Here is a 16,524-nt window from a genome sequence, read left to right on the forward strand (position 1 = left end):
TCCCCCTTTTTCTGGTTCCGCCGCGCCCTCCTTCTTGCCCCCCCCCCCCCCCCCTCCCCAGGACCCCGTCGCCGCGCTAGTTCGTGCTCCACCAGGTCTTCTGGTAGTCCTTGCCCGCGATCCGGACCCACACGTTGTGCCCGCCGTACTGCGGAGCCGCGCTACCGATGAAGCACGGCAGCTCGAGACGCCCGTTGGCGGGGATGTTGCGGGTGTACGTCGAGGACCCGTAGAACTGGTGCGGCCCCGTGTCGAAGTCGGTCCAGCAGGCGATGGTCTGGTTGCCCGTGTCCTGGAAGTCGGACGTGGTGACGACCAGCTTGGCGCAGGTGCCGTCGTCGCACTGGCTGTTGCTGACCGAGCCGCCGCGCGAGACCACCGCCTTCGGGTTCGGCGGGGCGTCCGTGGTGTGGCTCGCGTTCGCCCACGCGCCGCAGCCCGCCTCGTTGCACGCCCGTGCCTGGACCGTGTAGGTGGTCGAGTACGCGGACCCGGTGTCCATCGAGAAGGGGAACGACGTCGACGAGCCGCTGCCCGAGCTCCAGTTCCGCTGCCACTCGATCTTCTGGACGTTCCGCCCGCCGTTGTTGCTCGGGGCCGAGATGGTGAACCGTCCCTGCGTCGCGGACACCTTGGAGGCGGAGATGCCCGGGGCACCCGGCGTCGTGAACGGCGTCACGGAGTTCGAGCTCCCCGACCAGGCGGAGCAGGTGTACGCGTTGCAGGCCCGGACCTGGAACGTGTACGCGGTGCCGTTGGACAGCCCCCCGTACGTGTACGAGGTCTGGTTCCCGACGCTCGTCGCGCCGCCGCCGTTGGCCTGCACCTGGTAGTAGCCACCGGTCCCGCGGTAGTCGTCCGTGCCGCTCCAGCTCACGTTCGCCTTGCCGTTCGTGTCGGAACCCAGCTCTGCCCTGACGTTGCCCGGCACGCCCGGCGTGCCGTAGGGCACGACGGCGTTGGACGAGGGGCTGGCCTCGGAGATCGCCGCCTTGTTCTGGGCGCGCACCTGGAAGGTGTACGAGGCGGTCGTCTTGAGCCCCTCCACCGTCTGGGAGAGCGCCGTGCCGGCCTCGATGGTCCGGACCTTCGTCCCGTCCTCGTAGACGTCGAGGTAGTACATCTCGATCGGGGCGCCGTTGGTGTCGGGCTGCTGCCACGACACGGTGGTCTGGCCGCCCAAGGCGGTGTCGACCCGGGTCGCCGACGGCGCGGCGGGCGCGGCCGGCGGGCCGGCCGGGGTCTCCGGCGCGGAGGTGTCGCCCCAGTCGGACGGGTCCGGCGCGGCGTTCACGGCCTGCAGGCGCACCGTGTAGGGGGTGCCGTTGGTCAGGCCCTCCCACACGTACGTGCCGCCCGTGACGCACTGCTGCTGGATCGCGCCGCTCGTGGGGGCGGGGCTGATCTCCAGGTTGACGCACTCGATCGGGGACCGGTCGGTGTACGTCTTGTTCGTCCAGTCGACCGTGAGCTGCTGGTCGCCGAAGGTCAGCGTCGGGGCCGCCGGCGGGTCCGGCTTCTCGTCGGGGCGGGCCATCTCGGACGCCGCCGACGGGTCGGACTCGCCCACGTCGTTCGTCGCGGTGACCGTGAACGTGTACTCCACGTTGTTGGTCAGCCCGTCGAACGTGCAGGTCGTGGTGGTGCACTCCTTGGTCTTGCCGTCGGTGGCGTGCAGCGTGTAGCCGGTGATGGGTGCGCCGTTGTCGTTCGGCTGCTCCCAGCTCAGCACCACCGTGCCGGACCGCACCTCCTCGACCGTCGGCGCCGACGGGGGCTCCGGCCGGCCCAGCACCGTCACGGACACCGTGCCGTCCACCTGGCGGTCCGGGTCCTGCGTGACGTCCTCGACCGTGTAGCGCGCGGTGAGCACGCCGTGGAAGTCGGCGTCCGGGGTGATCGTGACGAGCGAGCCGTCGAACGCGACGTCGCCGGAGCCGGTCTCGCCCACGGCACCCACCACGGTCAGGTCCTCGCCCGGGAACGGGTTGGTGTCGTTCTCGAGCACCGGGACCGTCACCGGCTGCCCCTGGTGGGCGTCGGGCACCTTGTCCGGCGTCGTCTGCACGAGCGGGCGCGTGGAACCCACGACGGTCACCTTCAGCGTGCCGGCGACCGGCGGGTTCTTGCCGTCCGACACGGTGAACGCGACGTCCGCGGCGGTGCCCTTGGGCACCGACGGCTCGACCTGCGCGGTCACGGTGCCGCCCGACACGGACGTCGAGATGCCCTCGGCGCCCTCGACGTCGAAGGTCAGCTCGTCCTTGTCGGGGTCCTGGGCGTACCGCGACAGGTCGACGACGTTCTCCTCGCCCGCAGCCACCTGGAGCGTCGGCGAACCGACCACCTCCGGCGGCTGGTTCTTGGACGGCACGACGTCGATCGGGACCGTGAGAACGGCCGTCAGCCCCTCCTCGTCGTCGGGCCCCTTGCCGTCGGTCACCTCGAAGCTCACCGACGCGCCGCCGGCGAAGTCCTCGGCGGAGGTGAACTCGATGGTGTCGCGGTCCTGGACCTCGGCCGCGCCGCCGGTGGCCTTGACCGTCTTCTCCTCGGTGACGCGCGGGGTGCGGTTCTCCCGCACCACGACGAGGTCGCCCAGCTCGACCGGCAGCGGCTCGCCGCTGACGGCCTGGAGCGGGGTCGAGCCCGGCTTGAGGTAGGGACGCGACTGGTCGCCCGGCACGCGCACGAACGCCTTGGCCTGCAGCCCGTCCACGTCGGTGACCGTGTAGGTGACGACCTGCGCGCTCGCACCCACCGCGACCTGGATCGTGCCGTCCTCGCCGACCGTGACGCCCTCGGACGCCTGGTCCACCGACACCTCGAGGTCGGACGCCACGCCGTCGGGGTCGACGTCGTTGGCGAGCACGTCCACGGTCACCGTGGACGTGTCGCGGATCTGGTCGGCCGTGACGACGTCGTCGTGCGCGACCGGCCGGAGCAGCGGCGCCTCGGCGTCCACGGTCACCGTGATCGCGCCGGTCGCGCGCGCCTTGAACGCGTCCTGGACCGTGTAGTAGAAGGAGTACGCCCCGTCCTTGTCAGGAGCCGTGAGCACGACCTCGTCCTCCACGACCTCGGGCTCGACGCCCTCGGGCATGCCGCTGAAGCCGTCCTTGACGAGGCCGATCTCGTCGCCGTCGGGGTCGTTGTCGTTCTCCAGCGCGCGCACGGCCACCGTGCGCCCGGGCCGCACGGTGCTCTCGTCGTCGACGACCTGCGGCGCCTGGTTGGTCTCCGGGGGCACCGCGATGCCCACCCGGACGACGCCGCGGCCCACGGCGCCGCGCGTGTCGATCACCTCGTAGGCGAACGAGTCGAAGCCCGCCGCGCCCTGCTCCGCCGTGTAGTCCACGAAGCCGTCGACGATCGTCGCCGTGCCCTGGCTCGGCGCGTCCGCGATGGCGCTGAGGGTGACCTGGTCGCCGTCGGGGTCGGTGCCGTCGAGGGCGAGCGGGATGCGCACCGTCTTGCCGCTGAGCACCCGCGTCTCGGTGTCGGGCACCTGGGGCGCCGCGTTCTCCTCGTCGTCCTTGATCGTGATGGTGACCTGCGCGGAGTCCTTCTGCCCGTTGCTGTCCCGGACCTCGTAGACGAGGTGGGCGGTGCCAGCGTCGGCGCCGGCCCGGAAGCGCACCGTGTCCTCGGAGACGAACGCCTCGCCGAGCTCCGCCTCGGGCTCCTCCTGCAGCTCGTCGTTGAGGACGATCTCGAGGCCGTCGGGGTGCGAGTCGTTCTTCAGCACCGGGATCGTCACGACGTCGCCCGCGTGCACCAGCGTCTTGTCCGCGCCGGCCTCCGGGGGACGCAGCCGGTCGGGCGCGGGGATCGGCACGACGCGCACCTGGCCGGTGGCGGAGCCGGTGCCGTTCGCGACCGTGTACTCGAAGGTCACCGGCTCGCTGAGGCGGCGCTTCTCCGTGACCTTGAGGATCTCGTGGTTGAGCACCGCCACGTCGACGGGCGAGTCGTCCGGCACGGTGACCGACTGCACGACGAGCACGCCGCCCGCCGGGTCGGTGTCGTTCGCGAGCACGTCGAGCAGCGCGGAGCCGTCCGACGGCAGCAGCACCTGGTCGGAGACCACCACCGGCGGGGCCGCGTCCTCCGGCGGCGCGACGACGTCCACGCGGACCAGGCCGAGGGCCACGTTGGGGCCGTCGCTCACCTGGTAGGTGATGTCGAAGGAGCCCGGCTCCTGCCCCTGGACGGAGAACACCCCGGCGGACAGGTTGTTCGTGACCTTGAGGCCCTTCTGCTCCGTGACGTGCACGAGGCGCAGCTCGTCCCCGTTCGGGTCGGAGTCGTTGGCCAGCGGCTCGATCGTCATCGGCTGGCCGGCGAGCACCGTGACGTGGTCCTGCACCGCGACCGGCGGCTCGTTCGTGGCCAGCACGTCGACGAGCAGCCGGCCCTCGACCGGCTCGCCGTAGGAGTCGGAGACCGTGACGTCGACGATCTTGCGGCCGGTGGCCGCCCCGCCGTCGCGGAACTCGACGGTCCCGTCCGGACGGAACCGGACCTCGTCGTTCGGGTCGTTCGTCCCCGCGTGGGACAGGAAGAGGTCGTCGCCGTCCGGGTCCTTGAAGTAGGGCAGCACCTTGATGTCGGCGGTGCCGCCCTGGCCGACCCGCAGCACCGGCTCGCCCGACTGCGTCGGCGGGTCGTTCTCGGACTCCGGCACCACCGAGACCGTGACCTTCGCCGTGTCCGTGCCGCCCTCCCGGCCGTCGTCGACCTGGTAGGTGAACGTCGTGCTCCCGCTCGCGTCCGCGGGCACGTCGGCCTGCAGCGCGGCGCCGTCCAGCACCCGGTCCACGGCGATGTCCCCCTCGGGCTCGCCGTCGACCGACGCCGTCATCACGTCGCCGTCGGGGTCGACGTCGTTGCCCAGCACGTTGAGCACCGTGGTGCCCCCGGCGCGGACCCCGAAGCGGTCGTCCTTCGCCTGCGGCGGCCGGTTCTTCTTGTCCCGGTCGGCGACGAACTGGTCGACCTGCTCCGGCGTCGTCTCCTCGGACTCGGTCTTCTCGCCCTCGTCGTTCTCCGGGATGGTCAGGTCCCAGTCGTCGACCTTCTGGAACTCGTCCGCCGCCATCCAGAGCGTTCCGTTGACGACGTCGTTGAGCACGATGACGTCGCGGTTCACGCGGTAGACGAGGTGGGTGTCGGTGCCGACGCCCTCGAGCACGGTGTCCTCGTCGGCGTCCGTGCCGGGGCAGTCGCGCACGACCTGCCCGGACACCGACCAGGCGCCGTAGACGCACTCGCCCAGCTGGACCGGGCGGGAGGGGGTGCCGTTCGCGGTGCGCTTCACGGCGGCCTTGCCGTCCAGCGGCTGCGAGACCAGGCCGCGGGACGTGGCCAGGACGACGACGTCGGAGTCGGCCGACGGCTGCTGCAGCTGCGCGGCCGCGCCGCCGTCGATCTCCACCGCGTCACCGCCCGGCAGCACGACCTTGCCCGTCGACCGGTCCAGCACGACCGCGGCGTCGCCCACCGTGGTCACCTGCACCTCGGCGTCCTTCGAGACCGACAGCCGCTCCTCCGTGGTGGACTCCGCCGTGCCCCGGGGGCCCGTCTCGACGGTATAGACGGTGCCCACGCCGGGGGCCGCGACGACGACCGTGCCACCGGTGCTCACCTCGACCTGGGCGCCCGCGCCCACGTCCTCGAGCTCGGGCTCCGTCTCCTCGGCGTCGAACGCCATCGCGCCGTCGAACGGCACGACCCAGACCCGCCCCGTCTCGCCGTCGAGCACGGCCGCGGTGTTGCCGCCGGTCGCGACCTCGGACCCGGCGGGCAGCTTGAGCGTGCTCCGCAGGGCGAGCTGCGCGGGGTCGACCGGGCTCGCGGAGGAGTCGACGGAGCTCTCGAGCAGCACGTGCTGCGCGTCCTGCTCGACGTCGAAGCTCACCGAGTTGGCGAGGAGCGTGCCGTCGAGGGCCCGGGCCTGGTAGTTGAACCGGCCGAGGGTGCCCGTGGACGTCTGCGTCACCCACACGCCCGAGTCGTTGAGGTCGACGTCCACCGTCGCCTCGCCGTCGTACCAGAGCGCGAAGCCGGTCAGCCCCGCGCCGAACAGGGCGACGACGCCTGCGGACGCGATGGAGCGGCGGTTCTCCAGGACGCGCGAGACGAAGCTCATGCCTTACCCCTCGGCCCCCTGACCAGGTGCGACAGCCCGCGCGCCACCTGGCGACGTGGACGGAGGCACGGCGTGACCCATCTGGGGGCGGTGATGGGGAACAGCACGATGCTTTCCTCGCCGGAGCATACCGACTCGGACCGGCGCGAGGCTGCCCGGACCGATGGGCAGTACTCCCCATCGGCGCGACGGGTCAGGCGAGGGCGGGCTGCCTCAGCCGTCCCGGCGGGCGCGGAGAGCGGCGGCGGCCTGCGGCAGCACGTCCGCGAGGTCGCCGACGACGGCGAAGTCGCAGATCTCGAAGATCGGTGCCTCCGGGTCGGAGTTGACGGCCACGATCACCTGCGCCGCCTGCATCCCGCCGCGGTGGTGCGGGGCACCGGAGATGCCCGCGCCCACGTACAGGCGCGGGGCGATGGTGACGCCGGTCTGGCCGATGTAGCGGTCGAACCAGCCCTCGAAGACGGCGTCGCGCGACGCGCCGATCGCGGCGCCGACGGCGTCGGCGAACTCCTCGACGGGGCCGAAGTCGCCACCGGTGCCGCGGCCGCCGGCCACGACGACGGCCGCCTCCTCGAGCGTCGGGCGGCCGGGCGCACGCTCCTTGACCTCGCGGGACGTGACGACCACCCCGGCCGTGCCGGCCGGCGCCACGGGCAGCGCGTCGATCTCGGTCGCCACGGCCGCGTCGGCCGGCTCCGGCACGACGGCGTTGGCCCGCACCGTGAGCACGGCGACCTCGGCGGTCACCACGCACCGGGTGTCCCAGGCGCCGGCGAAGACCCGCTTGCCGGCCACGATCCGGCCGTCGGCGTCCTCCCCCACGGCGGCGGCGTCGATGACCAGCCCGGCGCCGAGCGCGTGGGCGGCCAGCGCGGCGGCCTCCTTCGCGCCGAACGTGGCGGGCGCCAGGACGACGTCCGCGTCGGTGCGCCGCACGGCGGCGGCGAGCGTCGCCGCGACGACGGAGGGCAGGTGGCGGGCGCCGTCGCCCCCGGCGGCGGCGAGCACGTCGGTGGGCACCTCGGCCTGGTGCACGGTCTCGACGCCGTACGCCCCGAGCTGGGCGAGCGCCTCGACGGTCGGCGCCTCGAGCGTGACGGCCTCGACGCGACCGAGGCCGCGCGCGATGGTGAGCAGCTCGAGCGCGCCGGAGCGCACCTCGGTGGCCGGGTCCAGCAGGACGAGGACGGTGCGGTTGCGGGTGGGCTCGGTCGATGTCGTCACGGTCGCGTCCTCTCAGACCAGCTCGTTGCGGATGAGGTACTCGGCCAGCGCGGTGCCGCCCTCGCCCTTGTCGACCACCAGCTCGACCTCGGGACGGGCGGGGCGCGGGGTGGCGGAGACCGCCTCGGTGCGTGCCCCGGCCGTGCCGACGGCGGCGGGGTCGAGGCCGAGGTCGGCGGCCGACCATGCCTCGGTCTGCTTGGTGCGCGCCGCCATGATCAGCTTGAAGTTCGGCATGCGCGGCGTGTTCGCGGTGTCCGCGACGGACAGGACCGCCGGCAGCGGCGCGGCGAGCGTCTCGGTGGCCTCGTCGGTCTCGCGCGTGACGGTGAGCGTGCCGTCGGCGACGGCGATCTTCTTCGCCAGCGTGAGGGCCGGGCGGCCGAGCTCGGCCGCGACGAGCGCCGGGACCACCGAGCCGAGGCCGTCGAGCGCCGCCATCCCGGTGATCACGAGGTCGACGGGCGCGCCGTCGGCCTCGAGCCTCCGCACGCCGGCAGCGAGCGCCGCGGCGGTGCCGAAGTAGTCCGAGCCGGCCAGGGCGTCGTCGGTGACGCGGACCGCGCGGTCCACGCCCATCTGGAACGACTTGCGCAGCGCGACGTCGCCGTCGGCCGGCGCGACCGTGAGGGCGACGACCTCGCTGGCCGCGCGCTCGTCCTCGGGCAGGGCGTCGAGGATCCGCAGCGCCGCCTCGAGGGCGTTCTCGTCCAGCTCGTTGAGGGTGCCGACGCCCGGGTCGCGGTCCACGCGACAGTCCACGAAGCGTCGGTCCGCGTTGATGTCCGGCACGTACTTCACGGCGACGACGATGCGCACGGGCGCGACCTCCAGCTCACGGTGGTGACGGCGGCCGCACGCGCTGCGGCCGACGGTGCCGAGCCTACCCGCGGCCCTCCCGGGTCCGACCCTGTGTCCAGGGGCGGACGGGTGTGACGCGGCCTACGGTCGGGGGATGCGGATCGACCTCGCCGGCAGGACGGCGCTCGTGACCGGATCGACGCAGGGCATCGGCCTCGCCATCGCGCGTGGGCTCGCGTCCGCGGGGGCCCGCGTCGGGATCAACGGCCGCTCGGAGGAGTCCGTGGGCCGCGCGCTCGACGAGCTCGCCCGGGACGTCGAGGGCTTCGAGGGGGTGGCGGTGGTGGCCGACGTCGCCACCGACGACGGGTTCGCCGCCGCCGTCGACGCGCTGCCCGACGTGGACGTGCTGGTCAACAACCTCGGCATCTTCGAGTCCCGTCCCGCGCTGGAGATCACCGACGCGGAGTGGCGGCGCTACTTCGAGGTGAACGTGCTGGCCGCTATCCGCCTGATCCGCCACCACCTGCCCCGCATGATCGCTCGCGGCTGGGGCCGGGTGCTCGACATCGCGAGCGACTCCGCCGTCGTCATCCCGGCGGAGATGATCCACTACGGCGCGTCCAAGACGGCGCTGCTCGCGGTCTCGCGCGGCTTCGCCAAGGAGGCGGCCGGTACCGGCGTCACGGTGAACTCCGTCATCGCCGGTCCCACGCACACCGGCGGCGTGGAGGACTTCGTCCACCAGCTGGTGGACCGTGACCTGCCGTGGGACGAGGCGCAGCGCGAGTTCATGGTGCGGTACCGGCCGCAGTCGCTGCTCCAGCGCCTCATCGAGCCCGAGGAGATCGCGAACCTGGTGGCCTACCTCGCCTCGCCGCTCGCGTCCGCCACCACCGGAGGCGCCGTCCGCGTCGACGGCGGCTACGTCGACTCGATCCTCCCCTGAGACCCGATCCGCACCCTCCCCCACCTGCGCCCGCGCGCCTGTCGGCGACCCCGGGCACCATGTCCCCCATGGAGTCGCGACCCAAGGTCACGCCGCTGACGCGCCCGACGGCGCGCCGCAGCCACGTCCCCCCGCTCGGGGTGCACCCGACACCGGACGGCGGGATCGACGTCGCCGTCGCCGCGGCGCACGCGGACGCGGTGGAGCTCTGCCTGATCGACGTCGTCGAGCCGCACCGCGACGCGCACGACCCGGCGCGGTACGCGGAGCGGAGGGTCCCGCTCGACGGGCCGGTGTACGGCGTGTGGCACGCCCACGTGCCCCACGTGCGGCCCGGCCAGCGGTACGGCTTCCGGACGCACGGCGCGTGGGACCCGGAGGCCGGGCACCGGCACAACCCGGCCAAGCTGCTCGTCGACCCGTACGCCCGGGGGCTGGCGGGCGACCTCACCTACGGCCCGGAGACGCTGGGGGCGGTGAGCGCGCCGCTCGACCCGGACGACCCCGACTCCCCGGAGGGGCGCTCGTGGGTGGCCGAGCGGTACGGCGCCCCGGACGACCGCGACTCGCTCGCCTTCGTGCCGCACTCGGTCGTCGTGGCGTCGCACCCGGGGCCGCCGCCGCTGAGCCGCCCGCGCGTGCCGTGGGCGGACACCGTCGTCTACGAGGCGCACGTCAGAGGCCTCACGGCGACCCACCCGGACGTCCCCCCGGAGCTGCGGGGCACGTACGCGGGGGTCGCGCACCCGGCGACGATCGCGCACCTGACGAGCCTGGGCGTCACCACGCTCGAGCTGCTGCCGATCCACGCGTTCGCCAGCGAGCCGCACCTCGTGGCCCGCGGCCTCACCAACTACTGGGGCTACCAGACGCTCGGGTTCTTCGCCCCGCACGCGGCGTACGCGACGCGGGCGGCGCGCGAGGCGGGGCCGGCGGCCGTGCTCGACGAGGTCCGCGGCATGGTGCACCTGCTGCACGACGCGGGCATCGAGGTGCTGCTCGACGTCGTCTACAACCACACCTGCGAGGGCGGCGACGACGCGCTGCACGTGGCCTGGCGCGGCCTCGACAACGCGGGCTACTACCTGCACGACGGCGCGTCGCCGGCCGCGCTGGCCGACGTGACCGGCACGGGGAACTCGCTCGACTTCCGCCGCCCGCGGGTGGTGCAGCTCGCGCTGGACTCGCTGCGCTACTGGGCCGAGGTGGTGGGTGTGGACGGGTTCCGCTTCGACCTGGCGGTGACGCTGGGCCGGGGCCAGCACGGCTTCTCCCCCGACCACCCGTTCCTCGTGGCGCTGCAGACCGACCCCGTGCTGAACAACCTCAAGCTGGTCGCGGAGCCGTGGGACGTCGGGCCGGGAGGCTGGCAGACCGGCAACTTCCCGCCGCCCATGGCCGAGTGGAACGACCGCTTCCGCGACGCCGCGCGCGGGTTCTGGCTGGACGCCGCGCGCGAGGGCTCGCACGGCCGGCCCATGCACGGCCTGCGCGAGCTCACCACCCGCCTCGCGGGCTCGGCCGACCTGTTCGGGCACTCCGACCCGCCGCTGGTGCGCGGGCCGGTCGCGTCCGTCAACTACGTGACCGCCCACGACGGGTTCACCCTCGCCGACCTGGTCGCCTACGACCACAAGCACAACGAGGCCAACGGCGAGGAGAACCGCGACGGCTCGGACCACAACCTGTCGTGGAACCACGGCGTCGAGGGGCACGCGCCCGGCGCCGAGGACGGGGAGGGGGCGGGCGACACGGGCACCGAGCCCTGGTCCGCCGTCGTGCCGCTGCGGCGGCGCTCGCAGCGCAACCTGCTCGCGACGCTGCTGCTGTCCGCGGGCACGCCCATGCTCACCGCCGGCGACGAGCTCGGCCGCACCCAGCGCGGCAACAACAACGCGTACGCCCAGGACAACCCGATCTCGTGGGTCGGCTGGGACCTCGAGGACGCCGCCCGCGACCTCCTGGACACCACGCGCTTCCTCCTGGCGCTGCGCGCCGAGCACCCCGCGCTGCGGGCCGACTCGTTCTTCCTCGGCTCGCCCCGCCCCGGCGAGGACGAGACCGACCTGCTGTGGTTCGCCGTCGACGGCGCCCCCATGGACCGCGACGCCTGGGCTGTCGCGGGGCGCCGCGTCGTGCAGATGCTGCGGCCCGGGCCGGACGACGGCGACGCGGCCGTGCTGCTCGTGCTCAACGGCGGGCTCGACGACGTCGACGTCACCCTTCCCGCCACGCCCGGCGGCGGGGCGTGGGAGCGGGTCTGGAGCTCGGCGTGGGACCGTCCCGAGGCCCCCGACGACGAGGCCGAGGACGCCGTGCTCGAGTCGCTGAGCGTGCAGGTCTTCCTCGGGCGGTGAAGCCGCCGTCCGCGGACCGTTCTCCCCGAGCCGCTCCTCTGCCAGACTGCGCGCATGGATGCTGACGTCGTCGTCATCGGTGGAGGCCTGTCGGGACTCGTCACGGCCACGGAGCTGACCGCCGCGGGCCGCCGGGTGGTGCTGCTTGACCAGGAGCCGGAGGCGTCGTTCGGCGGCCAGGCGTGGTGGTCGTTCGGCGGGCTGTTCCTCGTCGGCTCCCCGGAGCAGCGCGCGATGGGCGTGCACGACTCGGCCGACCTGGCGTGGTCCGACTGGCTCGGCTCCGCGCAGTTCGCACCCGGCGCCGACCGCGGCGAGGGCCCCGACCGGCACGGGTACGCGTGGGCCCGCCGCTTCGTGGAGTTCGCTGCCGGCGACCTGCGGTCCTGGCTGCGCGGCAAGGGCGTGCGGTGGTTCCCGCTGGTGCAGTGGGCCGAGCGCGGCGGGTACACCGTGGGGCACGACGACGGGAGGGTGGAGCACGGCAACTCCGTGCCCCGCTTCCACGTCACGTGGGGTACGGGCCCCGGCATCGTCGCGCCGTTCGTCGCCGCCGCGCTGGCCGCCCGCGACGCCGGCCTGCTCGACCTGCGGTTCCGCCGCCGCGTCACCGGGCTGGTCACCACGGACGGCCGCGTGACCGGGGTCCGGGCCGACGTGCTGGCCGACCAGCCGCTCGCCGGGCTGCCGTTCGGCGGCCGGGGCGCGCCGTCGAACCGGGACGTGGTGGGCACCGAGGAGATCTCTGCGGGCGCCGTCGTCGTCGCGACCGGCGGCATCGGCGCCAACCACGACCTGGCGCGCGCGCACTGGGACCCCGAGGCCGGCACCCTGCCCGAGCGCATGCTCTCCGGCGTCCCCGACTCGACCGACGGCCTCATGCTCGGGATCGCGGCGGACGCCGGCGCCGCGCTCGTGCACGAGGACCGGATGTGGCACTACCCGGAGGGCATCGCCAACCACTCGCCCGTCTGGACGAACCACGGCATCCGCATCCTGCCCGGCCCGTCGTCGCTGTGGCTCGACGCCGACGGCGGCCGCCTGCCCGCCCCGCTGTTCCCGGGCTTCGACGCGCTCGGTGCGCTGCAGCACGTGACCCGCCGGGGCGACGACCACTCCTGGTTCGTGCTCAACAAGGCGATCATGGAGTCCGAGTTCGCCCTCTCGGGCTCGGAGCAGAACCCCGACCTCACCGGCAAGGACGTCAAGCTCCTCGCGCAGCGGGTGCTGCCGCGCGCCGTCGGGCCGGTGGAACGGTTCGCGAACGAGTCGCCCGAGTTCCTCTGGGCCGACACCACCGACGAGCTCGCCGCGAAGATGAACGCGCTGGTGGACGCCACGCCCGGCTCGAAGGGACACGTGGACCCGGGTGCGCTCGCCGCCGTCGTCGCCGCGCGCGACGCGCAGGTGGCGTCCGGCCTCGGCAAGGACCCGCAGGTGGTCGCGACGCGGGCCGCCCGGGACTACCGCGTCGACAAGCTCATCCGGGTCGCCAGGCCCCGGCCCCTCACGACGCCGAAGGACGGCCCGCTGCTCGCCGTCCGGCTGTCGGTGCTGACCCGCAAGACCCTCGGCGGCCTGTGGTGCGACCCGTCCGGCCGCGTGCTGCGCGCCGACGGGTCGGTGCTGGACGGCCTGTGGGCCGTGGGCGAGGCCGCCGGGTTCGGCGGCGGCGGGGTGCACGGCCACCGCGCGCTGGAGGGCACCTTCCTCGGCGGCTGCCTGCACACCGGCCGCACCACCGGCCGGGCACTCGCCGCGGACGCCTGACGCCGAGATCGAAGCGGAGCGCTCGAGGTCGAGGTCCGGGACATCGACCTCGAGCCCTCGCCGCGACCTCGCGGCACCGTCGTCCACAGATCTGCACCCACGGCCCAGCGCGGCGGCCGCGGCCCCCACGATCGACCCATGTCCAGGACCGCGACGCGCCGGCCAGGCGCACCGACCCCCGACCGCCCCCTGTTGCCGGCCGCCGTGCGGTACGACCCCGAGCGGAGGGCCGAGCTGCGGGAACGGACCCGGGACGACGACCTGGTGCGGCTCCGGCGCGGCGTCTACCTGCCGTCCGTCGACCCGTCGTTCACCACCGCCGTCCGCCGCCGAGCGCAGGTGCTGGCCCATATGACGGCCGTGGCCGAGCGTCTGACCACGACGTTCTGGTTCAGCCATGCGAGTGCCGCGGTCGCGTGGGGGTGCTGGACCTGGCAGCTCGGGCCCCAGGTGCACGTGACCCAGCTGACCCGCCCCGCACCCGGGCCGGCCGACGACGTCCTCCGGCGCCACGTCTCCCCCGTGCCCGAGCATGATCGCGGCGACCTCGACGGCGTCCCCGTGACGTCGCTGGGCCGCACGGTCGTCGACTGCGCGCGCACGCTCGCGGAGCCGTCGTCCATCGTCGTGGCCGACTCCGCTCTCGCGCTGGGCGTCGACCCGGACGAGCTCACGGGACGGCTCGACCGGTCCCGCGGCGCGCGCGGCGTACGACGTGCGCGGCGCGTGCTCGCCGCGGCGGACGGCGCGTCGGAGTCGCCCCTGGAGTCGCTCGTCCGCTGGCACCTGCTCGCCGCGGGGCTGCCGCGTCCCGTCCACGCGACCCCGGTCGACACCTGGGCCGGCACGTTCTGGGTCGATCTCGCCTGGCCCGACCTCAAGGTCGCGCTCGAGGTCGACGGCGCGGTCAAGTACGACGGAAGGGCGGGCGACCCGCAGCAGGTGCTCCTGGCGGAGAAGCGCCGGCACGACGCCCTCGTCGAGGCGGGGTGGACGATCCTGCGGGTCACGTTCGCCGACCTGCGGGACGTCCGCCGCCTCGTCGCGAGGGTCGAGCACGCCCTGCGTGTCGCCAGGTCGAGGTAAAGCGTCCGAGATCGAGGTCCGGGACATCGACCTCGAGCCCTCGCCGCGACCTGGGCGCGCGCCGGGCTGACCGTCTGGCTAGCGTGGAGGCCGTGACGTCTCCGCAGCCCACGCCGCACGCGCCCATCGGACGGATCCCCGTCCTGCAGCTCTCCCCCGTCGTCGAGGGAGGGCGCTGGCCGGCGAAGGCGGCGGTCGGCGAGGTGGTGCCCGTCGAGGCGACGGTGTTCCGGGAGGGGCACGACGCCGTCGGGGCGACCGCCGTCCTGCTCGCGCCGGACGGCACGGTGCACTCCACCGCGCCGATGTCCGACGTCGCGCCCGGGCTGGACCGGTTCCGCGGGTTCCTCCAGCCCGACGCTCCGTCGGACCCCACGGGCGACTGGTCGTTCCGCGTCGAGGCGTGGTCGGACCCGTACGGCACCTGGTCCCACGACGCGGTGATCAAGTTCGACGCCGGTCAGGACGTCGACCTCGTGCTCGCGGAGGGGCGGCTGCTGTTCGAGCGGATCGTCGCGCCGGGGCTGCAGGCGACCCGCTCCGCCGCGGACGCCGCCGTCCTGGAGGCCGCGGCCCGCGAGCTGGCCGACGCCACGCGCCCGCCCGAGGCCCGCCTCGCGATGGCGATGACGGCCGCGGTCAAGGACGCCCTGCGCCGCGCGCCGCTGCGCGACCTGGTGACCGCGAGCGCCGCGTACCCGCTGCGCGTGAGCCGTCCCCTGGCGCTGGCGGCGAGCTGGTACGAGATGTTCCCCCGCTCGGAGGGCGCGAAGCGCCGCAAGGACGGGACCTGGCGGTCGGGCACGTTCGCCACGGCGGCGAAGCGGCTGCCCGCGATCGCGGAGATGGGCTTCGACGTCGTCTACCTCACGCCCGTGCACCCGATCGGCACGACGTTCCGCAAGGGCCGCAACAACACCCTGGACCCGCAGCCGGGCGACCCCGGCAGCCCGTACGCGATCGGCTCCCCCGACGGCGGGCACGACGCGATCCACCCCGACCTGGGCACGGAGCGGGACTTCCGGGCCTTCGTGGCGGCCGCCCGCGCCGAGGGCCTGGAGGTGGCGCTGGACCTCGCGCTGCAGTGCTCGCCCGACCACCCGTGGGTCACGGAGCACCCCGAGTGGTTCTCCGTGCGCGCGGACGGCACCATCGCGTACGCCGAGAACCCGCCGAAGAAGTACCAGGACATCTATCCGCTGAACTTCGACCGCGATCCCCAGGGGCTGTCGGAGGAGATCCTGCGGATCGTGCTGCTGTGGATCGACCGCGGGGTGAGCGCGTTCCGCGTCGACAACCCGCACACCAAGCCGCTGGACTTCTGGGAGTGGCTGCTCGCGCAGGTGCACGCCGCGCACCCCGAGGTCATCTTCCTGTCGGAGGCGTTCACGCGGCCCGCGATGATGCAGACCCTGGCGCGGATCGGCTTCCACCAGTCGTACACGTACTTCACCTGGCGCAACACCAAGGAGGAGGTCGAGGAGTACCTCCAGGAGGTCTCGGGGCCGCAGGGCTCCGTGCTGCGCCCGTCGTTCTGGCCCACGACGCACGACATCCTGCCCCCGTACCTGCAGCACGGGGGCGTGGCCGGCTTCGCGGTGCGCGCCGTGCTGGCGGCGCTCGGCAGCCCCACGTGGGGCGTCTACTCCGGGTACGAGCTGGTGGAGAACGTGCCCCGCCCGGGCGTCGAGGAGCAGATCGACAACGAGAAGTACGAGTTCAAGCCGCGGGACTGGTCGCAGGCCGACGTCGTCGGCGTCTCGACGCTGCTGCGGCGGCTGAACGAGGTCCGGCGCGCCCACCCGGCGCTGCGGCAGCTGCGCGACCTCACGGTGCACCCGACGACGAACGACCAGGTCGTCGCGTTCTCGCGGCGCGTGCGGGCCGAGCACCTGCCCGCCGCGGGCCGACCGGGCGCCACGCAGGACGACGTCGTGCTGGTCGTGCTCAACCTCGACCCGTGGACGACGCAGGAGTCCACGCTGTTCCTCGACCTGGAGGCGCTGGGGCTCACGCGGCCGGACGGCGTCGAGGACCAGCCGTTCTTCGTCGCCCACGACGAGCTGTCCGGCGCCACCTTCCCGTGGGGCGCCCACCCGTACGTCCGCCTCGACCCGCGCGAGCAGGTGGCCCACGTCCTGACGATCGGGCTGGCATGACGGGGCCGACATGAGCAGGCCCCG

The 16,524-nt window shown here is 73.9% G+C and carries 8 protein-coding genes; 5 read left to right on the forward strand and 3 right to left on the reverse strand.

Translation table 11 applies throughout. From position 1 onward, the window contains the following. Positions 1-76 precede the first annotated feature (76 nt). The 3 genes from ACFVS0_RS20140 to ACFVS0_RS20150 all read right to left on the reverse strand — a co-directional run bounded on the left by ACFVS0_RS20140 (position 77) and on the right by ACFVS0_RS20150 (position 8,197). The gene (locus tag ACFVS0_RS20140) at positions 77-6,151 is read right to left on the reverse strand and encodes an Ig-like domain-containing protein (protein ID WP_430588958.1); all 6,075 of its coding nucleotides are present in this window, start codon (positions 6,149-6,151) and stop codon (positions 77-79) included. Positions 6,152-6,364: 213 nt separating this feature from the next. After that, the gene (locus tag ACFVS0_RS20145) at positions 6,365-7,378 is read right to left on the reverse strand and encodes an electron transfer flavoprotein subunit alpha/FixB family protein (RefSeq protein WP_430588959.1); all 1,014 of its coding nucleotides are present in this window, start codon (positions 7,376-7,378) and stop codon (positions 6,365-6,367) included. Between the two features lie 12 nt (positions 7,379-7,390). Next, positions 7,391-8,197, reverse strand: a complete 807-nt coding sequence (locus tag ACFVS0_RS20150; RefSeq protein ID WP_430588960.1) for an electron transfer flavoprotein subunit beta/FixA family protein — start codon at positions 8,195-8,197, stop codon at positions 7,391-7,393. Positions 8,198-8,333: 136 nt separating this feature from the next. Here ACFVS0_RS20150 and ACFVS0_RS20155 point away from each other — a divergent pair, with 136 nt between their 5' ends. From ACFVS0_RS20155 to ACFVS0_RS20175, 5 genes are all read left to right on the forward strand, one after another. Continuing rightward, positions 8,334-9,128, forward strand: a complete 795-nt coding sequence (locus ACFVS0_RS20155; RefSeq protein WP_430588961.1) for an SDR family NAD(P)-dependent oxidoreductase — start codon at positions 8,334-8,336, stop codon at positions 9,126-9,128. A gap of 68 nt (positions 9,129-9,196) precedes the next feature. Then, positions 9,197-11,485 (forward strand): glycogen debranching protein GlgX, encoded by a 2,289-nt coding sequence (glgX, locus tag ACFVS0_RS20160; RefSeq protein WP_430588962.1) that lies wholly within the window; start codon positions 9,197-9,199, stop codon positions 11,483-11,485. 54 nt (positions 11,486-11,539) lie between these two features. Beyond that, the gene (locus ACFVS0_RS20165; RefSeq protein ID WP_430588963.1) at positions 11,540-13,255 is read left to right on the forward strand and encodes an FAD-binding dehydrogenase; all 1,716 of its coding nucleotides are present in this window, start codon (positions 11,540-11,542) and stop codon (positions 13,253-13,255) included. 138 nt (positions 13,256-13,393) lie between these two features. Further along, positions 13,394-14,341, forward strand: a complete 948-nt coding sequence (locus ACFVS0_RS20170; RefSeq protein WP_430562816.1) for a hypothetical protein — start codon at positions 13,394-13,396, stop codon at positions 14,339-14,341. 83 nt (positions 14,342-14,424) lie between these two features. Continuing rightward, a complete protein-coding gene (locus ACFVS0_RS20175) occupies positions 14,425-16,500 on the forward strand; it encodes a maltotransferase domain-containing protein (RefSeq protein ID WP_430552045.1) in 2,076 nt (691 codons plus the stop codon). Positions 16,501-16,524 lie beyond the last annotated feature (24 nt).

Origin of the sequence: Isoptericola sp. NPDC058082 (assembly GCF_042885055.1) — a bacterium.
Classification (GTDB): domain Bacteria; phylum Actinomycetota; class Actinomycetes; order Actinomycetales; family Cellulomonadaceae; genus Isoptericola.